Annotated in this window: 1 protein-coding gene; it reads left to right on the top strand. The window is 58.3% G+C overall.

Going from position 1 to position 235, the window contains the following annotated elements; translation table 11 throughout:
- Positions 1–235, top strand: a 235-nt coding sequence (locus Q1B13_RS26975) for a VCBS domain-containing protein (protein WP_299085989.1), incomplete at both ends; no start/stop codon positions are given.

Below are 235 nucleotides of genomic sequence, written 5' to 3'. Positions count from 1 at the left end.
TAACAGCTGTTGATGCCACGAGTGCGCACGGTGCCGCCCTGACGCTGAACACCGATGGCACGATCAGCTACGATCCAACCGGCGCAGTTGCTGCTCAGGCCCTGGCAGAGGGTCAGACACTCATTGACACATTTACCTATACGACCAATGACGGCAATGGCGGTGAGGACACCGCAACCGTGTACGTCCTTGTGCGCGGAACCAACGATGCACCTGTCGTAGTCGATGATGTGGC

The sequence above is a fragment of the uncultured Ruegeria sp. genome, from assembly GCF_947489545.1.
Lineage (GTDB): Bacteria > Pseudomonadota > Alphaproteobacteria > Rhodobacterales > Rhodobacteraceae > Ruegeria.
The sequence above is the reverse complement of the archived record's forward strand: the minus strand, read 5'-3'. Positions and strand labels throughout refer to the sequence as shown.